Annotated in this window: 20 protein-coding genes; 16 read left to right on the top strand and 4 right to left on the bottom strand. The window is 63.1% G+C overall.

Going from position 1 to position 24,166, the window contains the following annotated elements; genetic code table 11:
- Nucleotides 1–68: 68 nt before the first annotated feature.
- Nucleotides 69–1,346 carry an amino acid deaminase gene (locus tag FFS45_RS12480; protein WP_137954955.1) on the bottom strand — a complete coding sequence of 426 codons (1,278 nt, stop codon included), beginning with the start codon at nt 1,344–1,346 and terminating at the stop codon, nt 69–71.
- 182 nt (nt 1,347–1,528) lie between these two features.
- On the opposite strand from FFS45_RS12480, the gene FFS45_RS12475 reads away from it, so the two are divergent.
- The 3 genes from FFS45_RS12475 to FFS45_RS12465 all read left to right on the top strand — a co-directional run bounded on the left by FFS45_RS12475 (nt 1,529) and on the right by FFS45_RS12465 (nt 4,379).
- The gene (locus tag FFS45_RS12475; RefSeq protein WP_137954954.1) at nt 1,529–2,419 is read left to right on the top strand and encodes a MurR/RpiR family transcriptional regulator; all 891 of its coding nucleotides are present in this window, start codon (nt 1,529–1,531) and stop codon (nt 2,417–2,419) included.
- 3 nt (nt 2,420–2,422) lie between these two features.
- The gene (locus FFS45_RS12470) at nt 2,423–3,904 is read left to right on the top strand and encodes a D-aminoacylase (RefSeq protein ID WP_137954953.1); all 1,482 of its coding nucleotides are present in this window, start codon (nt 2,423–2,425) and stop codon (nt 3,902–3,904) included.
- A gap of 82 nt (nt 3,905–3,986) precedes the next feature.
- Nucleotides 3,987–4,379 (top strand): RidA family protein, encoded by a 393-nt coding sequence (locus FFS45_RS12465; protein WP_137954952.1) that lies wholly within the window; start codon nt 3,987–3,989, stop codon nt 4,377–4,379.
- A gap of 742 nt (nt 4,380–5,121) precedes the next feature.
- On the opposite strand, the gene queF is transcribed toward FFS45_RS12465, so the two are convergent.
- Genes queF through ilvA form a run of 3 tightly spaced genes read right to left on the bottom strand, consistent with a single transcriptional unit; the run spans nt 5,122 to nt 8,405 of the window.
- Nucleotides 5,122–5,946 (bottom strand): NADPH-dependent 7-cyano-7-deazaguanine reductase QueF, encoded by an 825-nt coding sequence (gene queF, locus FFS45_RS12455; protein WP_137954950.1) that lies wholly within the window; start codon nt 5,944–5,946, stop codon nt 5,122–5,124.
- Nucleotides 5,943–6,860, bottom strand: a complete 918-nt coding sequence (locus tag FFS45_RS12450; RefSeq protein ID WP_137954949.1) for a 5'-nucleotidase — start codon at nt 6,858–6,860, stop codon at nt 5,943–5,945. Before FFS45_RS12450 ends, queF begins: the two co-directional genes overlap by 4 nt.
- Nucleotides 6,861–6,881: 21 nt before the next feature.
- Nucleotides 6,882–8,405: a threonine ammonia-lyase, biosynthetic gene (gene ilvA, locus FFS45_RS12445; RefSeq protein ID WP_137954948.1), complete on the bottom strand. Its 1,524-nt coding sequence runs from the start codon at nt 8,403–8,405 to the stop codon at nt 6,882–6,884.
- A gap of 520 nt (nt 8,406–8,925) precedes the next feature.
- On the opposite strand from ilvA, the gene FFS45_RS12435 reads away from it, so the two are divergent.
- The 13 genes from FFS45_RS12435 to clsB all read left to right on the top strand — a co-directional run bounded on the left by FFS45_RS12435 (nt 8,926) and on the right by clsB (nt 23,987).
- Nucleotides 8,926–13,029: an FAD/FMN-binding oxidoreductase gene (locus tag FFS45_RS12435; protein ID WP_137954947.1), complete on the top strand. Its 4,104-nt coding sequence runs from the start codon at nt 8,926–8,928 to the stop codon at nt 13,027–13,029.
- A 34-nt stretch (nt 13,030–13,063) separates the two neighbouring features.
- The gene (locus FFS45_RS12430; RefSeq protein WP_137954946.1) at nt 13,064–13,492 is read left to right on the top strand and encodes an HIT family protein; all 429 of its coding nucleotides are present in this window, start codon (nt 13,064–13,066) and stop codon (nt 13,490–13,492) included.
- 60 nt (nt 13,493–13,552) lie between these two features.
- Nucleotides 13,553–13,966: a DUF971 domain-containing protein gene (locus tag FFS45_RS12425; protein ID WP_137954945.1), complete on the top strand. Its 414-nt coding sequence runs from the start codon at nt 13,553–13,555 to the stop codon at nt 13,964–13,966.
- A 66-nt stretch (nt 13,967–14,032) separates the two neighbouring features.
- Nucleotides 14,033–14,764, top strand: a complete 732-nt coding sequence (gene ubiE, locus FFS45_RS12420) for a bifunctional demethylmenaquinone methyltransferase/2-methoxy-6-polyprenyl-1,4-benzoquinol methylase UbiE (protein WP_137954944.1) — start codon at nt 14,033–14,035, stop codon at nt 14,762–14,764.
- A 37-nt stretch (nt 14,765–14,801) separates the two neighbouring features.
- Nucleotides 14,802–15,836: a TIM44-like domain-containing protein gene (locus tag FFS45_RS12415; protein WP_137954943.1), complete on the top strand. Its 1,035-nt coding sequence runs from the start codon at nt 14,802–14,804 to the stop codon at nt 15,834–15,836.
- A gap of 113 nt (nt 15,837–15,949) precedes the next feature.
- Nucleotides 15,950–16,594: an SCP2 sterol-binding domain-containing protein gene (locus tag FFS45_RS12410; protein WP_137954942.1), complete on the top strand. Its 645-nt coding sequence runs from the start codon at nt 15,950–15,952 to the stop codon at nt 16,592–16,594.
- A 15-nt stretch (nt 16,595–16,609) separates the two neighbouring features.
- On the top strand, nt 16,610–18,187 hold the full coding sequence (gene ubiB, locus FFS45_RS12405) for a ubiquinone biosynthesis regulatory protein kinase UbiB (RefSeq protein ID WP_137954941.1): 1,578 nt from the start codon (nt 16,610–16,612) through the stop codon (nt 18,185–18,187).
- A gap of 108 nt (nt 18,188–18,295) precedes the next feature.
- Nucleotides 18,296–18,946: a methyltransferase domain-containing protein gene (locus FFS45_RS12400; RefSeq protein ID WP_137954940.1), complete on the top strand. Its 651-nt coding sequence runs from the start codon at nt 18,296–18,298 to the stop codon at nt 18,944–18,946.
- A gap of 149 nt (nt 18,947–19,095) precedes the next feature.
- Complete coding sequence (locus tag FFS45_RS12395; RefSeq protein ID WP_137954939.1) at nt 19,096–19,467, top strand: FmdB family zinc ribbon protein; 372 nt, start codon at nt 19,096–19,098, stop codon at nt 19,465–19,467.
- 74 nt (nt 19,468–19,541) lie between these two features.
- Complete coding sequence (locus FFS45_RS12390) at nt 19,542–20,195, top strand: DUF502 domain-containing protein (protein WP_137954938.1); 654 nt, start codon at nt 19,542–19,544, stop codon at nt 20,193–20,195.
- A gap of 71 nt (nt 20,196–20,266) precedes the next feature.
- Nucleotides 20,267–22,066 carry an aspartate--tRNA ligase gene (gene aspS, locus FFS45_RS12385; protein WP_137954937.1) on the top strand — a complete coding sequence of 600 codons (1,800 nt, stop codon included), beginning with the start codon at nt 20,267–20,269 and terminating at the stop codon, nt 22,064–22,066.
- Between the two features lie 188 nt (nt 22,067–22,254).
- Nucleotides 22,255–22,731 (top strand): dihydroneopterin triphosphate diphosphatase, encoded by a 477-nt coding sequence (gene nudB, locus FFS45_RS12380; RefSeq protein WP_137954936.1) that lies wholly within the window; start codon nt 22,255–22,257, stop codon nt 22,729–22,731.
- Nucleotides 22,728–23,987 carry a cardiolipin synthase ClsB gene (gene clsB / locus FFS45_RS12375; protein ID WP_137954935.1) on the top strand — a complete coding sequence of 420 codons (1,260 nt, stop codon included), beginning with the start codon at nt 22,728–22,730 and terminating at the stop codon, nt 23,985–23,987. The genes nudB and clsB overlap by 4 nt, the downstream gene beginning before the upstream one ends.
- Nucleotides 23,988–24,166: the final 179 nt, after the last annotated feature.

Genomic DNA, 24,166 nt, shown 5'->3' with positions numbered 1-24,166 from the left:
CCGCCTCGCTAAACCACGCGGGCGCGGCGCATCCGTTGCGTTGGCTGCGCCCCGGTTGAACGCCCGGTTCAGAAGAACGTTTCGATCACTTCCGTAACCTGATACGACGGATTGACCACCAGCAACTGACGCCACTTATCGAACGTCAGGCAGGGGTGCGAGATGTCGAACGCAATCATGTCGCCCACTTTCAGATCCGCGCCCGCGGGAATCCGCAGATAGGCGTGCTGATCCATCATGCCGAAGATTTCCCAGCCCTCGCTGGCCGCAATCTCACGCGGCGCTTGCGTGCCCGGACGATAGTGGCGCGCGGGTTCCGGCATGCCGGCGTCGAAAGCGGAGTCGCGCTTGCCGAGACCGATAATCGCGCGATCCGGTTCAGGAATCGACTGCACGTAGGCCCACAATTGCAGCGCCGGCAGCAGTCCTTCGCCCATCTTCCTGGCGACGGGATTGCGCGCAAAAATATCCGTCTGCGCTTTCCGATAGACGCCCACGTCATGCGTCAGATAGCAGCCCGGCCGCAATACCACTTCCACCTGGCCGGCGGCCGACGCCTTGACGAACTCTTCTGCGACCACGTCATACCAGGCTGAGCCGGCACCCGACAGAATGGCCGGCGTGCGCGCAAAGCGTCCTTCGTCCGCCAGCGTGCGCGTGATGGCGACGGCGCTCTGCAGAAACTCACGGACTTCCGCTTCCTCCTTCAGCACGCCCTCATACAACTCGACGCCGGCAAGCTTGAGCGCATCCGGGTAGCGTGCGATAGCCTCGAGCACAGCCGTGCGCTGCGCTTCGTCGCGCACGCCGGTGCGCCCGCCGGGCACGCCGAGTTCGAGCAGCACGTTCAGCGACTTGCGCACCGAGCCGAAGAACTTGCCGAGCTGCTCGACGCCTTCCACCGAATCCACCAGGCAGAAAAATTCGAACTCGGGATCGCTCAGCATCTCGGCGATCATCAGCATGTTGCGGCGGCCAACCAGCTGGTTAGCCATCAGGATGCGCAACACGCCGCCGTGATAGGCGGCGCGCACCTGGTGCGCGGTGGCGAGTGTAATGCCCCACGCGCCCGTTTCGAGCTGGCGGCGAAACAGTTGCGGGGCCATGGTGGTCTTGCCATGCGGCGCGAGCTTGACACCGTACTCCGCGACGAAGGCCTGCATCCACTTCAGGTTGTGCTCAATACGATCCGCGTAGAGGACGGCGGCCGGCAGGCTCACGTCCTCGTTCAGCAGATTCCATTCAAGGCGGCCGGCGTCCAGAAGCTGGATACTGGTGCCCGGAACCATGCCCAAGCCCTTGCTATAAGGATCAATTGTCGCGCCCTGATAGTTTGTAACTTTCATGTAATCCTGCTCCATCTTCCAGAAAAATTGCAGCGAAGTTGACTTTCGTATGTTACCGAAAGTAGCATACTTGCTGAAATGTTATTTAGTACCACGGTGCTGGCGCCGGCTGGTACAAGGTGCCGCGAGCGGTGTTTCAACTGTTTCGCGTGCCGCAACGGTCCCCGATCCTGACGATCTTCATGAACTCCAGCGCTGAGCCGCTTAGCTTCGACATTGTCGCTCGCATTGCCGAATGCGCGCCGGAACTGCGCTCGGCCGAGCGCAAGGTGGCCGCGCTGATCCTCGACGACCTGACCGGCGCCTCGCGGGCGAGCATCGGCGCGTTGGCGCAGCAGGCAGGCGTCAGTGTTGCCACCGTCACGCGCTTTGCCAAGGCGGTGGGTTGCCGCGACGTACGCGAACTGAAGCTGCGCCTCGCCCAGGCGGCGGCGGTGGGTCAGCGCTTCCTGCAAAGCGGCGCTGCCGCCGGCACGCCCGAGCCGCTTGCCACCCGCGTGTTCGACGAAGTGCAGACCGCGCTCACGCACAACCACCAGTTGCTGCGCCAGGCACCGGTCGCCGAAGCGGCCGCTGCGCTGCGCGAGGCGCGCATGATCTACGTGTTCGGCATGGGCGGCGGTTCGACCGCGCTCGCCGACGAAATGCGCTTTCGCCTCGTGCGCCTCGGCAGGCCGGTGGCGACCTACCAGGACGGTTTGCTGCAACGGATGGTGGCCAGTACGGTATCGCGCGAATGTGTCGTGATTGCGTTATCCACGACCGGGCGGGTGCCCGAGATGGTGGAGAACTGCCGCATTGCGCGCAGCTATGGCGCGACGCTGATTACGCTGACCGCGCCGGCCTCGCCGCTGGCGCGGCTGGCGGACTGGGTGATTCCGATCGTCGCGTTCGAAACCGATTTCATTTACAAGCCCTCGTCATCCCGCTACGCGATGATGATGGCGCTCGACGTGCTCGTCACCGAACTCGCCGTGAGCCAGGGCGACGAGAGCCGCGAATTGCTGCGCCGCATGAAGCACGCGCTCGACGCGCACCGCGGCGGCGGCGACCGACAACCGCTAGGAGACTGACCTATGCATTCGCATCCCGAAGCCGCGGATACGCTGATCATCGACGCGCAACTGTATGACGGCACCGGCGCGCCACCGCTCGAACGCGACGTGGCTGTGCGCGACGGCAAGATTGTGGCGATCGGCAATCTGTCTAACTGGCTGGCCGAAGAAGTCGTGGAAGCGAACGGCCGTGCACTGGCGCCGGGTTTTATCGACGTCCACACGCACGACGACACCCACGTGATCCGCGCACCGCAGATGCTGCCGAAGATCAGCCAGGGGGTGACGACGGTGATTGTCGGCAACTGCGGCATCAGCGCATCGCCGGTGGCGCTGAAGGGCGATCCGCCAGACCCGATGAACCTGCTGGGCGAGCGCGACGCGTTCAGGTATCCGACTTTCGCCGCGTATGTGGAAGCGGTGAACGCAGCGCGCCCGGCGGTGAACGTGGGCGCGCTGATTGGCCACACGGCGCTGCGCAACAACCAGATGGACCGGCTGGACCGCGCCGCGACGGCGCAGGAAATTGCGGGGATGTGCGCGCAACTCGAAGAGGCGCTTCGGCATGGCGCGCTCGGTTTGAGTTCGGGGCTGGCGTATGGCTCCGCGTTCTCGGCGCCCACGGAAGAAGTGATGGCGTTGGCCGAGCCGCTGGCGGCAGCAGGCGCGTTGTACACGACGCATATGCGCACGGAGTTCGACGCGATTCTCGACGCGATGGAAGAGGCCTACCAGGTGGGGCGCCATGCGCGCGTGCCGGTGGTGATCTCGCATCTGAAATGCGCGGGCCCGTCGAACTGGGGGCGTAGCGTGGAGGTGCTGAAGTCGCTGGATGGCGCGCGCCGCCTGCAGCCGATTGGTTGCGACTGCTACCCGTACAACCGCAGCTCGTCGACGCTCGATCTGAAGCAGGTGACGGGCGATATCGACATCACGATTACATGGTCGGAGCCGCATCCGGAGATGGCGGGCAAGCTGGTGAAGGAGATTGCCGCCAAGTGGGGCGTGACGCAGCAGGAGGCGGGCAAGCGCCTGCAGCCGGCGGGGGCGGTGTATCACAACATGTCGGAGGACGACGTGCGGCGCATCCTGTCTCATCCGGCGACGATGGTGGGCTCGGACGGTTTGCCGAACGACCCGTTGCCGCATCCGCGGCTGTGGGGCGCGTTTCCGCGCGTGCTGGGGCATTACGCGCGGGATGCGGCGTTGTTGCCGCTGGAGGAAGCGATCCGCAAGATGACGGGTCTCTCGGCGCGGCGCTTTGGTTTGACGCAGCGTGGCGAGGTGCACGTGGGCTATCACGCGGATCTGGTGCTGTTCGATCCGGCGCGGGTGCGGGATGCCGCGACGTTCGACAAGCCGCAGCAGCCGGCGGACGGGATTGACGCGGTGTGGGTGAACGGCGTGTTGTCGTATCGGGATGGGCAGCCTACTGGCGAGCGGGCAGGGCATTTTGTGGCGCGTGGTGTGGCGTCGGGGGTGGATGCGCAGGGCGCGTTTTGAGGGTTTTGTTTTCTGTTAATTGACGCGGCGCGTTGGGGGTTTTTTGCTTGCGTGCCGCTGGATCTTATAAGGAGTGTTTGCGATGAAGCGATATGGCGTTGAGGGTGGCAAGGGGACCGGCGGGCAGCATATGCCGTTCGCGCGTGCGGTTGAAGCGGATGGCTGGCTCTTCGTGTCCGGGCAGACGCCGATGGAGAACGGCGAAGTGATCGATGGCGGGATTGTGGCGCAGTCGCACAAGGCTATTCAGAATGTTTTTGCCATTCTCAAGGAAGCTGGCTATGGCGCCGAGCATGTGGTCCGGTGTGGAGTCTGGCTCGATGATCCGCGGGATTTTGCTTCGTTTAATAAGGTGTTTCGGGAGTATTTTGGGGAGAATCCGCCGGCGCGGGCGTGTGTGGTTTCTAGTATGGTGATTGATTGTAAAGTGGAAGTTGACTGCGTCGCGTATAAGGCGCCTGTTGGGAAGGTTTGAGGTTTTTTTGCCTGCGGCGCCTTGTTTGTTTGGTTGTTTTTAGGGCGTTGGCCTTTCCTTGTTGTGTTATTGGTCTATTAGCGTTGCCCCTGTGCGGGGCGGCACCTACTTTTCTTTGCCGGCCGCAAAGAAAAGTAGGCAAAAGAAAGCGGGCTGCAACCGCCAGCTTGTAGTGAGCCATCCCGGTGTGCCACGGGAAACGGCCCTAGACAAGACCCGCCCTCGCACCACTCCCGTTAGTGACAAAGCCGTCATTCGCTCCAGCGTCGCGCTGCGCGCCCCGCCGTCGGGCATAACGTCTTCTGCAAACTCCATAGGTATTCTAACTATTTCGGCTTGCCGATTCTCGGTATGCTGATCACACCCGCACCCGCACCCGCACCCGCACCCGCACCCGCACCCGCACCCGCAGGACTATTGCCGCGTAGCCGGGTAGCGGCGGTTTCCCATGCAAGCCCATCCGCGACGCACGTAGTGCGGAGTGGGGTGGATGAGTGCTGTGTCACGAACGCGTGAAATGCGAGGGCAGGTCTTGTCTTGGGCCGTTCCCGGTAGCAAACCTAGATGGCTCACTACGGGCTAGCGGTTGCAGCCCGCTTTCTTTGCTTACTTTCTTTGCGGCGGCAAAGAAAGTAAGTGCCGCCCCGCACAGGGGCGAAGCTAATAGACCGATAACAAAACAAGGAAAGGCCAACACCATGAGAACAACAACCAATAACAAGGCGCCGCAGGCAAAAAAACATCACTGCCGCGCCGTGCGCAAATTATCCGGCATAGGCAAATTAAAATTAGTCCGGAAGGGGTTGATATCCAGCCCACCCCGCCGCGTATAGCGCGCATAGACGGCCAGCTTCACCGGCTTGCAGACCTTAAGAATATCCACAAATATCCTCTCAACACACTGCTCATGAAACCCAGTGTGATTCCGATAGGAGACGATATACCGCAACAACCCGGCATGATCGATCTGCGGCCCAACATAATGAATCTGCACACTCCCCCAATCCGGCTGCCCGGTGACGGGACAATTAGACTTGAGCAGATTAGAAAACACCGTCTCCTCAACAGGCGACTCCTCAAGCGCCGCCTTGAGCAACGAGGCATCCGGATGATAAACATCCGTATCCAGATCGAGCCGGTCCAACGGCGTCCCCTCGAACTCCTCAAGCGCAAGCTTGCCAAAATCCACCGGCCCGGTCAGATGCACTGAAACACTCGCGCCGCAGGCAGCCGATACATCCCTCTTGATCGTCTCCCGCACAACCTCAAACGACTCAAACGAGCTCTGCGCAAACGACCCAAGATACAACTTGAACGACTTCGACTCGACGATATTCGGCGAATCCGCCGGCACATAAAAAGTCGCCACCGCGATCTGCGGCTTGCCGCGTCCATTTAGCCAGGAAAGCTCGTAAGCATTCCAGATATCCGTCCCAAAGAACGGCAACTGCGCGCCAATGCCAATAGCCTCGCGTGCGGCCTTGCGCGCGATCGGGAAGAGCAGCGTCGCGTCGTACTGTTCGGTATAGGCGGCAGGTTTGCCCAGCGGTGATTGTTCGGGTGTCATGGTGCGTTCACGATGCCACTCAGCACGTGCCCCGTCGCCGTTACGACGCGGGCCGATTCGCAGTGGCCAATTTGATCGTCGAAGAAAAAGTCCGGCTCGAACTCACGCAAAAATGCGCTCTTGTCCAGCCCGCCCAAGAACATCGCTTCGTCGATTTCGATGTTCCAGGCCATCAGCGTGCGGATCGCCCGTTCATGCGCCGGCGCCGAACGCGCCGTCACCAGCGCCGTCCGGATACGCATTGGCGCCGCCTGGGTCGGGGCGGCTTCGCCCGCCACGTTCTGCAGGCGGTGTAGCGCCTCCAGCAACGGCTTGAGCGGTCCGTCGGCTAACGGGAGATCCTTGTTATGGATCTCATGCCCGAGGAACGCGCGCAAGCCATCTTTCTGAAAAACCCGCTCGGCTTCGTCGGAAAACAGGACGGCGTCGCCGTCGAACGCAATACGGATCTCGTCCGGATACTTACTCGCCATTTTCGCCGATTCCGGCAACACGCGCGCAGCCGGAAATCCGGCGGCCAGCGCGTCGCGCACGTCGTCCTGGTTGGCGGACAGGAACAGCGACGCATTCAGCGGCTTCAAATACCCGAACGGCGCCCGGCCGCGCGTGAACACGCCGCGCTCGATGGCAAGACCGTACTCGCGGCACGAATGGAATGCGCGCAAGCCGCTGATCGGATCGCTGCGCGACAGGATCACTACCTCGACCCGGTGCGCGCCCGCGTTCAGCGCCAGCAGCTTGCGGATCAGCGGGAACGCCACGCCAGGCTTGGCCGGCACGTTCAACCGTTCGCGCTGCAGCGTTTCGTAGGCGTGCAGGTCGCCTTCCTCGTACACGCGGTTCTCTTCCTCGAAGTCGAACAGCGCGCGCGATGAAATCGCCACCACCAGCTTGTCCTGAAGCGAAAAGGCCATCTGTGCGTTCCGGACAGCCGCTTACGCGAGGAACAGCCGGTACACGGGGTTCGTCGTTTCTTCCCAGTACGGATAGCCGAGCGTCGCGAGGAAGCGGTCGAACTCGTTGTTTTCCGTGCCGGGCACCTGGATACCCACGAGGATCGAGCTGTAATCCGCGCCCTGATTCCGGTAATGGAACAGGCTGATATTCCAGTTCGGCGCCATCGACGACAGGAACTTCATCAGCGCGCCCGGCCGTTCCGGGAATTCGAAGCGGAACAGGCGTTCGTCATGCGCGAGCGGCGAGCGTCCGCCCACCATGTAGCGAATGTGCTGTTTCGACAGTTCGTCGCCCGTCAGGTCGACGGTGGCAAAGCCGTGCGCCTCGAACGCGCCCGCAATCTGCGCCGATTCGCTGCGATTCCTGATCTGCACGCCCACGAAGATATGGGCGGAGTTCGCATCCGCGATCCGGTAGTTGAACTCGGTAACGCTGCGCGTGCCGACCAGTTCGCAGAAGCGTTTGAAACTGCCGCGCTCTTCGGGGATGGTCACGGCGAACACCGCTTCGCGCGCCTCGCCGACCTCGGCGCGTTCGGCCACGAAGCGCATGCGGTCGAAATTCATGTTGGCGCCGGAAGTGACGGCGATAAGCGTCTGATTTTCGATGCCTTCGCGCTCGGCATACTGCTTCGCGCCGGCCACCGCCAGCGAACCCGCGGGCTCCAGCACGCTGCGCGTGTCCTGGAACACGTCCTTGATTGCCGCGCACAGGCCGTCGGTGTTCACGATCAGCACGTCGTCCAGATACTCGCGGCACAGGCGGAAGGTTTCCTCGCCGACCAGTTTGACAGCGGTGCCGTCCGAAAACAGGCCCACTTCGTTCAGCGTGACGCGCTCCCCGGCTTTCAGCGATTGCGCCATGGCGCAGGAATCGTCGGTCTGCACACCGATCACCTTGATCTCCGGGCGCACCGACTTGACGTAAGCGGCAACCCCGGCGGCAAGCCCGCCGCCGCCGATCGGCACGAAGATCGCGTGAATCGGCCCCTGATGCTGGCTTAGAATTTCCATGGCCACCGTGCCTTGGCCCGCGATCACGTACGGATCGTCGAACGGGTGCACGAAGGTCATGCCGCGCTCCTCCTGCAGTTTGGCGGCATGCGCGTAAGCGTCGCTATACGACTCGCCCGCCTGCACGACTTCGACCGTGGGGCCGCCGTGTGCGCGCACGGCGTCGACCTTCACCTGCGGTGTTGTCACCGGCACCACGATAATCGCCTTCACCCCCATGCGCGCCGCCGACAGCGCCACGCCCTGCGCATGATTGCCGGCCGAGGCCGTAATCACGCCGCGCTCCAGCGCTTCCGCCGGAATGTGTGCCATCTTGTTGTACGCGCCACGCACCTTGAACGAGAACACCGGCTGATTGTCTTCGCGCTTGAGATAAATCGGATTGCGCAGCCGTGCCGACAGATTCGGCGCATGTTCGAGTTCGGTCTCGCGGGCGACGTCGTAGACGCGCGCGGTCAGGATTTTCTTCAGATAGTCGTGGGATGCCATACGGGTGGCGCGGTGCGCTGTGTGAGACGGGAAAGGACAATGATAGCGCCAACGGCCCGCTCTCTGGCCTCGGCCGTATGGCCAGGGCGCTGGAAAGGCGCCCGCCCGACCGTTCGGTCGACCAATTCCGGACTCACCAGTTGGAACATATTTCCGTGTCTTTTCGTGCAAAAGCCCTGCTGTAGCCTGATTCGAGCGTCAACGCGCCCGCGGATCATGCGGTAGAATTCGATTTTGGAACAAGGATCGGAAGATGCACTGGCAGCCTCGGATCGCCCATTTGGTGCCCGCCCCGCGTGAGTCTCGTCCCGCGGCGCAGCGGCACATCCGTTGCGCACGATCGTGTAGCTGCATCTGAGCGCCGCGAAGCGGCCGGCGTGTGTCGCCCGTCGGCAGGTGCTTCGCCCAACTAGAAGATTTCCAGCATTGCGCCCCACGCGCACCGTCAGACGGTGCCTCCCTAATCGTCTTTATCGCTGATCAGGGAGCGCGGCCAACTGACCTACCGAGTCGTCCGAACATGAACGCACCTCAAGTATTCGATCCGCACGGAGCCGCCGCCGCGGTGGCTGCCGACCCCGAAGCGCGCCTGCGCGAAATTCCCTATAACTACACGTCGTTTTCCGATCGCGAAATCGTCATCCGCCTGCTCGGCAATGAAGCGTGGGACGCGCTGGCCGAACTGCGCGCCGAACGCCGCACCGGCCGCTCGGCACGCATGCTGTACGAAGTGCTCGGCGACATCTGGGTGGTGCGCCGCAATCCGTATCTGCAGGATGACCTGCTCGACAACCCGAAGCGCCGTGCGCTGCTGATCGAGGCGCTGCACCACCGCCTCTCGGAGATCGAGAAGCGCCGCCGCGCCGACCTCGTCGAGCATGGCGATGAAGCGGGTGTCGACCGTGCAGCACGCGTCGAAACGCTGGTGGTCGCCGCGCGCCGCGCCGTGGATGAATTCGCTAACGAGTTCGACAAGACCGCTGAACTGCGCCGCCGCGCCAACAAGGTACTGGGCCGCGTCACGCAGAAAGACAACATCAAGTTCGACGGACTGTCACGGGTGTCGCACGTGACCGACGCGACCGACTGGCGTGTCGAGTATCCGTTCGTCGTGCTGACGCCGGATACCGAAGCCGAGATCGCCGGCATGATCAAGGCCTGCTTCGAACTCGGGCTGACGGTGATTCCGCGCGGGGGCGGCACCGGTTATACGGGCGGCGCAGTGCCGCTGACGCCGTTCTCCGCGGTCATCAATACCGAAAAGCTCGAACAGCTCGGCGCGGTCGAGCTGACCGAGCTGCCGGGTGTGCCGAACAAGGTCGCGACGATCTTTTCGGGCGCCGGTGTCGTCACGCGCCGCGTGACCGAAGCCGCCGAACACGCCGGCTATGTGTTCGCGGTCGACCCGACTTCGCTCGACGCTTCCTGCATTGGCGGCAATGTGGCCATGAACGCGGGCGGCAAGAAGGCTGTGCTGTGGGGCACCGCGCTCGACAATCTCGCCTGGTGGCGCATGGTCGATCCGGAAGGCAACTGGCTCGAAGTCACGCGTCTTGACCACAACATGGGCAAGATCCATGACATCGCGGTGGCGCGCTTCGAACTGAAGTGGTTCGACGGCGAGTATGCGCCGGGCGAGAAGCTGCTGCGCACGGAGTCGCTCGATATCGAAGGCCGCGTGTTCCGTAAGGAAGGGCTCGGCAAGGACGTCACGGATAAGTTCCTCGCCGGTCTGCCGGGCATCCAGAAGGAAGGCTGCGACGGGCTGATCACCTCGGCGCGCTGGGTGCTGCACAAGATGCCGGCGCATACGCGCACCGTCTGCCTCGAATTCTTCGGTCAGGCGCGCGACGCGATTCCGAGCATCGTCGAAATCAAGGACTATCTGTTCGAAACGTCGAAGCAGGGCGGGGCGATTCTGGCCGGCCTCGAACACCTCGACGAACGCTATCTGCGCGCGGTCGGCTATGCGACCAAGAGCAAGCGCAACGCGTTTCCGAAGATGGTGCTGATCGGCGATATTGTCGGTAACGATGCGGACGCGGTGGCGCAGGCCACCTCGGAAGTGGTGCGCATGGCCAACGGCAAGAGCGGCGAAGGCTTTGTCGCGGTGAACGCCGAGGCGCGTAAGCGCTTCTGGCTGGACCGCAGCCGCACCGCCGCGATCGCCAAGCACACCAACGCGTTCAAGATCAATGAAGACGTGGTGATTCCGCTGAACCGGATGGGTGAGTACACCGACGGCATCGAGCGCATCAACATCGAACTGTCGATCAAGAACAAGCTGCAACTAGTCGACGCGCTCGAGGCGTTCTTCAAGGGCGGCAAGCTGCCGCTCGGCAAGAGCGACGACGCCAACGAGATTCCGAGCGCCGAACTGCTGGAAGACCGCGTGCAGCATGCGCTCGATCTGCTCAAGCAGGTCCGCACCCGCTGGGAATTCCTGCGCGACAAGCTCGATCTGTCCTTGCGCGAAGCCCAGCACTACCTGGTCGGACTCGGCTACGAAGCGCTCGCGGAGAAGTTTGCCGATCGCGCCGACGTGCAGCCCGATGCCACCGTGTTCCACGTCACGCAGGACCGGACGATCCGCGTGTCCTGGAAGCAGGAAATCCGCGCCGAACTGCGCCAGATCTTCAACGGCGGCGAATTCAAGCCGATCCTCGAAGAAGCCCAGGCGATCCACAAGCAGGTGCTGCGTGGCCGCGTATTCGTGGCGCTGCACATGCATGCGGGCGACGGCAACGTGCACACGAATCTCCCCGTCAACTCCGACAACTACGAGATGCTGCAGGACGCCCACACGGCGGTCGCACGCATCATGAAGCTGGCGCGTTCGCTCGACGGCGTGATCTCCGGCGAGCACGGCATCGGCATTACCAAGCTCGAATTCCTGACGGACGCGGAGATCGGCGAATTCCGCAAGTACAAGCAGCGCGTCGACCCGCATGGCCGCTTTAATGCCGGCAAGCTGCTCGAAGGCGCGGACCTGCGCAACGCCTACACGCCGAGCTTCGGGCTGATGGGCTATGAATCGCTGATCATGCAGCAGTCCGACATTGGCGCGATTTCCGAGTCGATCAAGGACTGCCTGCGCTGCGGCAAGTGCAAGCCGGTGTGCGCCACGCACGTGCCGCGCGCCAACCTGCTGTACAGCCCGCGCAACAAGATTCTCGCCACCTCGCTCTTGGTCGAGGCGTTCCTGTATGAGGAGCAGACCCGCCGCGGGGTGTCGATCAAGCACTGGGACGAGTTCAACGATGTCGCCGACCACTGCACGGTCTGTCACAAGTGCGTGACACCTTGCCCGGTGAAGATCGATTTCGGCGATGTCACGATGAACATGCGCAATCTGCTGCGCAAGATGGGCAAGAAGAAGTTCAACGCCGGCAACGCGGCCGGCATGTTCTTCCTCAACGCTACCAATCCGCAGACCATTAACGTCGCGCGCACCGCGATGATGGGCGTCGGCTACAAGGCGCAGCGCCTCGGCAACGACGTGCTGAAGAAGTTCACGAAGAAGCAGACGGCGCACCCGCCGGCCACCGTCGGCAAGCCGAAGGTGGTGGAGCAGGTGATCCACTTCATGAACAAGAAGATGCCGGGCAATCTGCCGAAGAAGACGGCGCGTGCGCTGCTGGACATCGAAGACAACAAGATCGTCCCGATCATCCGCAACCCGAAGACCACCACGGTCGATACGGAAGCGGTGTTCTACTTCCCGGGCTGCGGCTCCGAGCGGCTGTTCTCGCAGGTGGGGCTGGCGACCCAGGCCATGCTGTGGGAAGCCGGCGTGCAAACCGTGCTGCCGCCGGGCTACCTGTGCTGCGGGTATCCGCAGCGCGGCTCGGGCCAGTTCGACAAGGCCGAGAAGATCGTCACGGACAATCGCGTGCTGTTCCACCGCGTCGCCAACACGCTGAACTACCTCGACATCAAGACGGTGGTGGTGTCGTGCGGCACGTGTTACGACCAGCTCGCCGGCTACGAATTCGAGAAGATTTTCCCGGGTTGCCGGATCATCGACATTCACGAGTTCCTGCTCGAGAAGGGCATGAAGCTCGACGGCGTGAGCGGCACGCGCTACATGTACCACGACCCGTGCCACACGCCGATCAAGACGATGGACCCGGTCAAGCTCGTCAACCAGTTGATGGGCTCGGAGAACGACGGCTACAAGATCGAGAAGAACGATCGTTGCTGTGGCGAATCCGGCACACTTGCGGTGACGCGTCCGGACGTTTCGACCCAGGTGCGCTTCCGTAAGGAAGAGGAGATCCGCAAGGGGGCGGCGAAGCTGCGCAGCATCCCGGTGGTCGCCGCAGCGGGCGCCAACGGGGGCAACCCGGGCAACGTCGCGGCGGCTGCGGCCGGCGCTCCGAACGGCTCGGCTTCAGCGGTCTCCACGGCTGGCAATGGTGGGGCTGGCAACGGCGCTGCCGACGTGAAGATCCTCACGAGCTGCCCGTCCTGCCTGCAAGGGCTGTCGCGCTACAACGAGGACGCGGGCATCGAGGCGGACTATATCGTCGTCGAAATGGCGCGCCACGTGCTGGGTGAAGACTGGATGGCGGATTACGTCCAACGTGCCAACAATGGCGGAATCGAGCGCGTGCTGGTTTAATGCTACGACTGACGATTCCCGCTTGAGGACGACGATGGACTGTGTATTTTGCCGTGAAGATGGCGGCGATGTGCTGTGGCAGGACGACTCGCTGCGGGTCGTCCTTGCCGACGAACACGATTACCCGGGCTTTTGCCGGGTGATCTGGAACGGGCACATTGCCGAGTTCTCGGATCTTGCCGAGGCCGACCGCGACCACGTGATGCGCGCGGTGTACGCGGTCGAGCGCGCCATGCGGCGCATCCTGCAACCGGTCAAGGTGAACCTGGCGAGCCTCGGCAACCAGGTGCCGCACGTGCACTGGCATGTGATTCCGCGTTTTTCGAACGACGCTCATTTCCCGCTGCCGATCTGGGCACCGCGTCAGCGCACGGTATCGGAGGCGCTGCTGTCGTCGCGCCGCGCGCAGGCTACCTTGCTGCGCGACGCCGTGCGTCACGAAATCGAACAGGCGCTTGGCTGAGCGCACCCGAAGCCGCGCGCTTCGCGCCAGGACCCCCGAGGGGGTAAATACGAGGTCAACATGAGTGGACTGACTCCCGACACCCCCGTGCCGACCGGCGTGGTCGTGCATGCCAAATCACGGGTGCTCGAACTGCAATACGCGAATGGCGAATCGTTCCGCGTGCCGTTTGAGCTCCTGCGCGTCTATTCCCCGTCGGCTGAAGTGCGCGGCCACGGGCCGGGGCAGGAGACGCTGCAGACCGGCAAGCGCGAGGTGACGATCACGGCCATCGAGGGCGTGGGCAATTACGCGCTGCAGCCGACCTTCTCGGACGGCCATTCCACCGGGCTTTATTCGTGGGATCTGCTGTACGACATCGCCACCCGTCAGGATGAACTCTGGCGCGAGTATCTCGACAAACTGAAAGCGGCCGGTGTCGACCGCGACGCTCCCATGGTGTCAGCGAGCGCACCGCACGGTCATTGTCACTGATACGATTCGGCCTGACGCCGCGCTGATGCGGCGCAACATTCAAGAATACGCGAAAGGACGAACGCGATGAGCAAAACCCACTTCGGCTTTCAGACAGTCGACGAACAGGAAAAAGCGCAGAAGGTGGCAGGCGTGTTCCACTCCGTTGCCTCCAACTACGACCTGATGAATGACCTGATGTCGGGCGGGTTGCACCGGGCGTGGAAGATTTTCACGATTGCCCAGGCGAACGTGCGGCCGGGCTACAAGGTGCTCGATATCGCGGGCGGCACGGGCGATCTGTCCAAGGAATTCGCCAAAAAGGCCGGGCCGGGCGGCGAGGTCTGGCATACGGACATCAACGAGTCGATGCTGCGCGTGGGCCGCGACCGCCTGCTCGACAAGGGCATCGTGACGCCGGCCCTGTTGTGCGACGCGGAAAAAATTCCCTTTCCAGACAATTACTTCGACGTGGTGACGGTGGCCTTCGGGCTGCGCAACATGACCCACAAGGACGTGGCGCTGGCGGAAATGCGCCGTGTGCTGAAGCCGGCCGGACGGCTGCTGGTGCTGGAATTTTCCAAAGTGTGGGATCCGCTTAAAAAAGTCTACGACGTCTATTCGTTCAAGGTGCTGCCGTGGCTCGGCGAGCGCTTTGCGAAAGACGCCGAGAGCTACCGTTACCTGGCGGAATCGATCCGCATGCACCCCGACCAGGAAACTTTAAAAACAATGATGGAACAAGCTGGCCTCGACGGCGTCAAATATTACAATTTGTCAGCTGGTGTGGTAGCTTTACACGTGGGGACCAAATACTAGGGTCCCTAACCCATCGTTTTTAAAGGAAAATTTCATCATGTCCGATTCGCGTTTGTTATCTGATCGTAAGTTTTCTCGGTCGCTGGCGAGGAGAATCGGACTGGCGGCCATGGTCGGCTTTATCGCATTCGCCACCGTTGCCTCGCTCGACGCCGAGGCGCGCCGCATGGGCGGTGGCCGTAGCGTCGGCCGTCAGCAGTCCACCACCATGCAGCGGCAGACCACGCCGCCTGCCCAACCGGCTCAACCCACGCAGCAGTCGGCTCAGGCCGCCCAGGCTCAGCGTGCCCAACCGGCACCCACGCCGGCCGCGGCGCCTAACCGCTCGCGCTGGCTGGGGCCGATCGCCGGTCTCGCCGCGGGTTTGGGTATCGCGGCGCTGCTCTCGCACTTCGGCATGGGTGAGGCATTTGCGGGCGCGATGGCCAATATGCTGGTGATCGCCGCAATCGCGATGCTGGCAATCTGGCTGATCCGCCGCTTCGTGAATCGCAAGCGCGATGCCACAGCGCCGGCATATGCGGGCGCTTCGCCGAGCCTGAACGCCGGGCGCAACGGCGGCTACTCCGGTTATTCGCAGGAGCCGAGTTTCACGCCGCCTTCGGCGCAAAGCGGTTCGTACCTTGAGCCGCAGGGCAATGCCGCGTTGGCTGCGCCCGCGATGCAGGCGGCGCCTGTTGTGCCGGCCGGCTTCGATTCGGACGCCTTTGTCCGCAACGCCAAGGTGTACTTCGTGCGCCTGCAGGCTGCGTGGGACGTGGGCAACATCGCCGATATCCGCGAATTCACGACGCCGGAAATGTTCGCCGAAGTGAAGATCGATCTCGACGCGCGCGGTGCGGAGTCCAATCTGACCGACGTGGTGCAGCTGAACGCCGAATTGCTGGGTGTCGAAGACCGCGGCAGCGAGTATCTCGCCAGCGTGCGCTTCTCCGGCCTGATCCGCGAGACCTCGGGCGCGCCGGCCGAGCCGTTCGTGGAAATCTGGAACCTGTCGAAGTCGACGCGTGCCGGTGAAGGCTGGTTGCTCGCCGGGATTCAGCAGGTCGGCGAGGCAGCCCCCGCGCACTAACGTTAAACCTTGTGTATCGGCTGAACGGCTGAGTAAGCCGGGAAGCGAACGGACGTTACAATAGGAACCCGCGCGGGCACATCGCCCGCGCGGGTTTTTTCTTGCCACTCTCAATGACCCTCGCCGCCAAGCCCTTCGCTGCTGCCGTCAATCACCTGCTCGCCCGCGAATCGTGGGCACGCGAGCGCCTCGCCCCCTACGCCGGCAAGACCGCCCGTCTATCCTGCCCGCCGGTCGTGCTGATGCTGCTAGTTCAGCCGGACGGCTATCTGGCCGCGGTCGACGAATCGCAAACGCATCAGTTCGACGTCACCATCTCGGTGCCGTCCGAGGCGTTGCCGGCCTTTGTGCAAGGCGGCCAGGCAGCGGTGATGAAGCACGTGAAGATCGAAGGCGATGCGGAATTCGCCACGGCGATCGCGAAGCTCGCCGAGCATCTGCGCTGGGAGCCGGAGGAAGATCTGGCGCGGCTGATAGGCGACGGTCCGGCCTGGCGGGTCGCATCGGTCGCGCGCTCGGTCGGTGAGCATGCACGCCGCACCGGGCGCAATCTGCTCGACTCGGTGGCCGAGTACCTGCTCGATGAAAATCCGCAACTGGTGCGCCGTGCCGCGCTCGACGAGTTCAATGCCGAACTCGCCCGTGCCCGCGATGCGCTGGCGCGCGTCGAAAAGCGCCTTGAGCGCCTTGAACAGAAGGTCGAAGCCCGTGGCGCTGAAGCGCCCGGCGGCGCCGCCACGTCGCGCGGCACGCGCTAGTCACCGGGCTCAACCATGCGTTTTCTGCGTTTCCTCAAGATTTTCTTTACAGTCATCCGCTTCGGTCTCGATGAGATGATGCTGAGCCGCATCAACGACCGCCGCGTGCGGCTGTTGCTGCGCATCACGACTATCGGCCGCAAGTTCGAGCAGCCGCCGGGCGTGCGGCTGCGCCTTGCGCTCGAAAGCCTCGGGCCGATCTTCGTGAAGTTCGGCCAGGTGCTGTCTACGCGCCGCGACCTGCTGCCGGTCGATATCGCCAACGAACTCGCCAAGCTGCAGGACCAGGTGCCGCCGTTCCCGTCGGAGGTAGCGATTGGCCTCGTCGAGAAGTCGCTCGGCGCGCCGGTCGACGTGCTGTTCGACGACTTCGAGCGGGTGCCGGTGGCAAGCGCCTCGATCGCGCAGGTGCACTTTGCCAAGGTCAAGGCCGGCCAGCACGCGGGCAAGGCGGTCGCGGTCAAGGTGCTGCGCCCGAACATGCTGCCCGTGATCGACTCGGATCTCGCCTTGCTGCGCGATATCGCCGTGTGGGCCGAGCGTCTGTGGGCGGACGGCAAGCGCCTGAAGCCGCGTGAGGTGGTCGCCGAATTCGACAAGTACCTGCACGACGAACTCGACCTGATGCGCGAAGCGGCCAACGGCAGCCAGTTGCGCCGCAACTTCGCCGGGCTCGACCTGCTGCTGGTGCCGGAGATGTACTGGGAGTTCTGCACGCCCACCGTGCTGGTGATGGAGCGCATGATCGGCGTGCCGATCAGCCAGGTGGAGACGCTGCGCGCCGCGGGCGTGGACATCCCCAAGCTGGCGCGCGAAGGCGTCGAGATCTTCTTTACCCAGGTGTTCCGCGACGGCTTTTTCCACGCCGACATGCACCCCGGCAATATCCAGGTGAGCCTCGATCCCGCGCACTTCGGGCGTTATATCGCGCTCGATTTCGGCATCATTGGCGCGCTATCGGACTTCGACAAAAACTACCTCGCGCAGAATTTTCTCGCGTTCTTCAAGCGTGACTACCATCGGGTCGCCACATTGCACCTGGAATCGGGCTGGGTGCCGCCTACCACGCGGGTCGAAGAACTGGAGAGCGCGATTCGCGCGGTCTGCGAGCCGTACTTCGACCGCGCGCTCAAGGACATCTCGCTGGGCCAGGTGCTGATGCGCCTCTTTTCCACCTCGCGCCGCTTTAACGTCGAGATTCAGCCGCAGCTCGTGCTGCTGCAGAAGACGATGCTGAACGTCGAAGGACTTGGGCGTTCGCTCGACCCCGAACTCGACTTGTGGAAGACGGCCAAGCCTTATCTCGAACGCTGGATGAACGAGCAGATCGGCCTGCGTGGCTGGTATGAGCGGCTCAAGATTGAAGTGCCGCAGTGGAGCAAGACGTTGCCGCAATTGCCGCGCCTGATCCATCACATGCTGGCCGAGCGTCATGACAGCCAGCATGGTCCGGGCGACGACACGATCCGGCAGATACTGCTTGAACAGAAGCGCACCAACCGGCTGCTGCAAGGCTTGCTGTTGTTCGGCATTGCGGTGGGAGTCGGTGCGGTGGTGGCGCGGGCGTGGCTGGCGCTGGCCTATGGCGGCTAGGGTGGATAGCGTGGATAGCGTGGATAAGGCGGGCAGCTTGAATAGGTCACTCAGCGCCGCCGCGAGGCCAGCCGCCTCTCCAGCCGTCAACTCTTACGAGGTGCAGTGATGAGCGATCCGACCGACCCGGCCCAGCCCCCTAACGCCAATGGCATCGACTTCGCCAGCCGCGATCCGAATTCGCCGGGCTTCTGGGACGAGCGCTTCGAGCGCGGTTTCACGCCTTGGGACCAGGCCGGCGTGCCTGCGGCGTTTCAAGCCTTTGCGGCACGGCATCCCGACGCGGCCGTGCTGATCCCCGGTTGTGGCAGCGCATGGGAAGCGCTCTGGCTCGCCCGCCAGGGGCGCCGAGTGCAGGCGATCGATTTCTCGCCCGCCGCGGTAGCAACGGCGCGTGCCCAGTTGGGCGAGCACGCAGGTGTGGTCGATCAAGCCGATTTCTTCGCCTGGCAGCCGCCCTTTGCGCCCGGCTGGATGTACGAGCGCGCGTTTTTGTGCGCGCTGCCGAAAGACCGCCGCGCCGACTACGCGCAGCGTATGGCTGTGCTGTTGCCGGCGGGGGCCCTGCTGGCTGGCTTCTTCTTCCTGGGCGATACGCCGAAAGGTCCGCCGTTCGGCATCGAGCGCGCCGAGCTCGACGCGTTGCTCAGCCCGTACTTCGAGCTGCTGGAAGACGAACCGGTCAGCGACTCGATTCCGGTATTCGCCGGCCGCGAACGCTGGCTCACCTGGCGGCGGCGGGACCGCGCAGGAGCGTGATCGAGGACTTGATCCTGTGCGAGGCGCCCCCATCTGCGCGGACGGTGGCCGCGCCAGCCGTCCGCGCCCGAAAACCGGGGTGGCGGATCGTTTGCGGCTATAATTCAAGGCTTTGCAAGCGTTTACCAGATTACTGTAGGGAAAAGATCATGCCGATCTACGCGTATCGCTGCGAATCATGCGGCTTCGGGAAAGACGTGCTTCAGAAGATGAGCGACGCTCCGCTGACGGACTGCCCGGAGTGCGGTAAAGACGCCTTCCGCAAGCAGGTGACGGCGGCCGGGTTTCAGTTGAAGGGTTCGGGCTGGTATGTAACCGATTTCCGTGGCGGCAATAGCGCGAACGGCTCAGCGGCTGCGAACGGCAGTGCAGCGGCCTCGGCGAAGACCGAAGGCGGCTCCGCCGAGAGCACCGCGGCCAGTTCGCCGGCAAGCACCGCCGAGAGTTCCACGAGCGCCGCAGCAGCACCGGCAGCGCCCGCGGCCGCAGCGGCGGCCACAAGCGGTTCCGGCAGCGCCTAGCTAGCGTTGCCGCCTCCAAGAGGCGGCGCATTCGCCGCACCCGGCTGAGCCGGGGTGGCTTTCTGGCGGTACACATGACGACGAAAAAAGCGACGCTCAAATCGGTGTTCCTGACTGGCCTGCTGGTGCTGGTGCCGTTGGCCATCACGTTGTGGGTGCTCGGTCTGATCATCGGCACGATGGATCAGACATTGCTGCTGCTGCCGGAGTCGTGGCAGCCGGAGCGGGTCTTGGGCTTCCGTTTGCCGGGGCTGGGCGCCGTATTGACGCTGGCGTTCATTTTCATCGTCGGACTATTGACGCAAAACTTCATCGGGCAGAAGCTCGTGAAATGGTGGGAACTCGTGGTCGGCCATATCCCGGTGGTCGGGCCGATCTACACGAGCGTCAAGCAAGTGTCGGATACCTTGCTCTCGAGCAGCGGCAATGCGTTCCGCAAGGCCCTGCTCATCGAGTATCCGCGCAAGGGTTCCTATACGATCGCGTTTCTGACCGGGATTCCGGGTGGCGACGTGGTCAACCACCTGAAGGAAGATCACGTCAGCGTGTACGTGCCGACTACGCCGAACCCGACGTCCGGTTTCTTCCTGATGGTACCGAAGAGCGAAGTGGTCGAGCTCGATATGACGGTCGACGCTGCGCTCAAGTACATTGTCTCGATGGGCGTGGTGGCGCCGTCTGCGCCGCCGGCGCATGTGCGCCGCTCCACTATTGAGCCGCCGATGTAATGCCGGCGCGCATTGTTTCAGTTTCATGAGCTGCGCGCCGTTCAACCAATGCAAAACGAAAGACAAACATCATGTCGATGCGATCTGAATATTGCGGTCTGGTGACCGAAGAACTGTTGGGCCAAACCGTGTCCCTGTGCGGCTGGGTGAGCCGTCGCCGTGACCACGGCGGCGTTATCTTCATCGACCTGCGCGACCGTGAAGGCCTCGTTCAGGTCGTGTGCGACCCGGATCGCGCGGAGATGTTCAAGACCGCCGAAGGCGTGCGCAACGAGTTTTGCGTGCAGATCAAGGGCGTCGTGCGCAACCGTCCGGAAGGCACGACCAATGCCGGCCTGAAGAGCGGCAAGATCGAAGTGCTGTGCCACGAACTGAACGTGCTGAACGCGTCGATCACGCCGCCGTTCCAGCTCGACGACGACAACCTCTCGGAAACCACGCGTCTCACGCACCGCGTGCTCGACCTGCGCCGTCCGCAGATGCAGCACAACCTGCGTCTGCGTTACCGCGTCGCCATCGAAGTGCGCAAGTACCTGGACTCGCTCGGCTTCATCGACATCGAAACGCCGATGCTCACCAAGAGCACGCCGGAAGGTGCGCGCGACTACCTCGTGCCGTCGCGTACCAACCCGGGCCAGTTCTTCGCGCTGCCGCAGTCGCCGCAGCTCTTCAAGCAGTTGCTGATGGTGGCGAACTTCGATCGCTACTACCAGATCGTCAAGTGCTTCCGCGACGAAGACTTGCGCGCCGACCGCCAGCCGGAATTCACGCAGATCGACTGCGAAACCTCGTTCCTCTCCGAGCAGGAAATCCGCGATCTGTTCGAAGCGATGATCCGCCACGTCTTCAAGGTGACGATCGGTGTCGAACTGGACGAGAAATTCCCGGTTATGGAGTACTCGGAAGCGATGCGCCGTTTCGGTTCGGACAAGCCCGACCTGCGCGTGAAGCTCGAGTTCACGGACCTGACCGACGCGGTCAAGGACGTCGACTTCAAGGTGTTCAGCACGCCGGCCAACACCAAGGACGGCCGCGTCGCAGCGTTGCGCGTGCCGAAGGGTGGCGAGCTCTCGCGTGGCGATATCGACAGCTACACGGAATTCGTGCGCATCTACGGCGCAAAGGGCCTCGCCTGGATCAAGGTCAATGAAGTCGCGAAGGGTCGTGACGGTCTGCAAAGCCCGATCGTCAAGAACCTGCACGACGAAGCGATCAAGTCGATCATCGAGCGCACCGCCGCGCAAGACGGCGACATCATTTTCTTCGCGGCGGATCGTGCGAAGGTTGTCAACGACAGCCTTGGCGCACTGCGTCTGAAGATCGGTCACTCGGAATTCGGCAAGGCCAACGGTCTCGTCGAAGGCGGCTGGAAGCCGCTGTGGGTGGTGGACTTCCCGATGTTCGAATACGACGAAGAAGAAAACCGCTACGTCGCCGCGCATCACCCGTTCACGAGCCCGAAGGACGAGCACCTCGAGTATCTGGAAACGGATCCGGGCCGCTGCCTCGCCAAGGCCTACGACATGGTGTTGAACGGCTGGGAAATCGGTGGCGGTTCGGTGCGTATTCACCGTGAAGAAGTGCAGAGCAAGGTGTTCCGCGCGCTCAAGATCAACGCGGAAGAAGCACGCGCCAAGTTCGGCTTCCTGCTCGACGCGCTGCAGTACGGCGCGCCGCCGCACGGCGGTATCGCCTTCGGTCTGGACCGCATCATCACGATGATGGCCGGGGCCGATTCGATCCGCGACGTGATCGCGTTCCCGAAGACGCAACGCGCACAGTGTCTGCTTACGCAGGCTCCGAGCGAAGTGGACGAGCGCCAGTTGCGCGAGCTGCATATTCGCCTGCGTCAGCCGGAAGCGAAGGCATAAGCTTGTAGACCCGCTCCGTTCACGCAGTCCCCGGGCCGCGATTGAGCAAACTTGAGCAAACGAAAAAGGCGCGTCATGCGCCTTTTTCGTTTTTTGCGTTACAGTCGTAGCAACACGCGAGGCGCCATGCGCCAGCAAGACCGTCGACCGACATGTATCGCGCGCAGCGCGCGCCCAGTCTTATCGCCATGCCGAAACCGCCGAAGATTCCCGAATCCGTCCTTGTCGTCATCCATACTGCGGAACTCGATGTGCTGCTCATCGAGCGCGCCGACCGCGCGGGCTTCTGGCAGTCGGTGACCGGCTCGAAAGACAGCCTCGACGAACCGCTTGCCGCGACCGCCATGCGCGAAGTGGCCGAGGAAACCGGCATCGTGATCGGCAGCGCAGCCGTGCCGCACGACGCGTTGTTCGACTGGCGGTATCAGATCGACTATGAGATCTATCCGGTCTGGCGGCATCGCTACGCGGAAGGCGTGACGCGCAACACCGAGCACTGGTTCAGCTTGCAGGTACCGCAGCGCTGCGAGGTGACGCTTGCACCGCTCGAACATACGGCATACGTCTGGCTGCCTTACGAAGAAGCCGCCGAGCGCTGCTTTTCAGCGTCGAATGCTGACGCGATCCTGCAGTTGCCGCGGCGCCTGAAGGGGCGGTTCCGATGACGGTCGGCGGCACGCGCCGTTTCGAGCGGCTTCGGCAGACTTTGTTCGGCCGTCGCTACTGGTCGAAATATCGCTTCACCGCCGGTAATCAAGTTCAGCTGTTTCGCTCAGGCGACGCGTTTTTCAAGTCGCTGATCGCGCGGGTCGACGCCGCCGAGAAAGACGTCGTTCTCGAAACCTATATCTTCTGCGACGACAGCGCGGGCCAGGCCGTCAGCGCCGCTTTGCTGCGCGCCGCCGCACGAGGTGTGCGGGTGCGTGTGATTACGGATGGCATCGGCACAGCGCGTCTGCCGCTCTTCGACGAGTGGCTCGCCCGCGGCATCGAGCATCTGATTTACAACCCGCACCTGTTCGGCCGCTTCGGCTTTTCACGCACGCATCGCAAGCTTGCGGTGGTCGACGACCATCTCGCCTGGTGCGGCGGCATCAATATCGTCGATGACCTGGAGAATGGCGGCGTGCGTTTGCCGTATCCTCGCTGGGACTTCACGGTCGAACTGCGGGGGCCGGTGGTCGCCGACGTGCGTGAGGCCTTTGAGACGCAGTGGCACCGCATCCGTTTCGGCCACCGTCCGGTCGAATCGCTGCAGCCGGATTTAAGCCTCAAGGACGACGACGCTTCCACCGAGCCGGGCCGTAGCCGCCACCGCAGCGCCGACTCGCGCAGCGCCGCCGGTGAGTCCGCGGTAGCGTTCGTCGCACGCGACAACCTTGTCAATCGCCGCGCCATCGAAAAGGCCTATCTCACCGCGATCGGCCAGGCGCGAAGCGAGGTGCTGCTCGCGAATCCCTACTTCATGCCGGGCCGCAAGCTGCGTCGCGCGCTGGCGTTCGCGGCGCGGCGCGGAGTGGAGGTAAAGCTGGTGATCGGCAGGAAGGAGTTCGCCGCGCTCGACTATGCGGTGCCATTCCTCTACCGGTCGCTGCTCGCAGCCGGTGTGAAGATCGCCGAATACGAAAAGACCATGTTGCACGGCAAGGTGGCGGTGGTCGATTCGAACTGGGGCACAGTCGGCTCGTCGAACCTCGACGCGCTCAGCCTGATGCTCAACAACGAGGCCAATGTCGTGCTGGTGCTCGATCCGCAGATCGGCGCGCTGCGCGAAGCGATCCTCGGCGCGTTCGACGAATCGCGCCGTATCGATCTCGCCCATTACGAAGCACGCCCTGCAGGCGAGCGCCTGCTGAACTGGCTGGCCTACACGACCTACCGGGCGGTGATGAAGCTGCTCACCGTGGGTGGTTACGATTAGCCTGCGATGCGCCTTGTACGCTGTCGGGATAAACCCGCACTTACATCAGACCCCACGCCGCCTTATGACAGACGTCAAACGCAACAAGGCAAACGCCTCTAAAAAATCTACTTCGTCTGATTGACGTATGACGCAAAATTGATGCTCCGGTTAGAAACCGGTTTCTAATAAATTCCTTG

Origin of the sequence: Burkholderia sp. 4M9327F10 (assembly GCF_005503145.1) — a bacterium.
Classification (GTDB): domain Bacteria; phylum Pseudomonadota; class Gammaproteobacteria; order Burkholderiales; family Burkholderiaceae; genus Paraburkholderia.
The sequence above is the reverse complement of the archived record's forward strand: the minus strand, read 5'-3'. Positions and strand labels throughout refer to the sequence as shown.